The organism is Burkholderia sp. BCC1985, from assembly GCF_905339915.1.
Taxonomy (GTDB): Bacteria; Pseudomonadota; Gammaproteobacteria; order Burkholderiales; family Burkholderiaceae; genus Burkholderia.
Window position 1 is genome coordinate 1 of sequence record NZ_CAJPGY010000153.1, and the last position, 244, is coordinate 244.

At 63.5% G+C, this 244-nt stretch carries 1 protein-coding gene; it reads right to left on the bottom strand.

All coding sequences use genetic code 11. The features are described from left to right. Positions 1-244 (bottom strand): substrate-binding domain-containing protein (locus tag U4Z31_RS37075; RefSeq protein ID WP_321813013.1); only part of this gene is annotated, 244 nt, incomplete at both ends.

Sequence of the window (244 nt, forward strand, 5' to 3'; positions counted from 1 at the left end):
GGCCGGCTCGATCGCCTTCGGATCGGTCGCGTTCAGCAGGATCATGTCGACGTGCGCGGAGATGAAGTTGTCGATCTGCGTGAACTGCTTGTTCAGGTCGTAGTCGGCCGAGACCGCGGTGACCTTCGCGTTCGGGTTGAGCTGCCTGGCACGCGCCTCGGCGCCTTTCACGATCGTGACGAAGTACGGGTTGCCGAGCGAGCCGACCGTGACGCCGATCGATTTCAGCGGCTTGTCGGCTGCA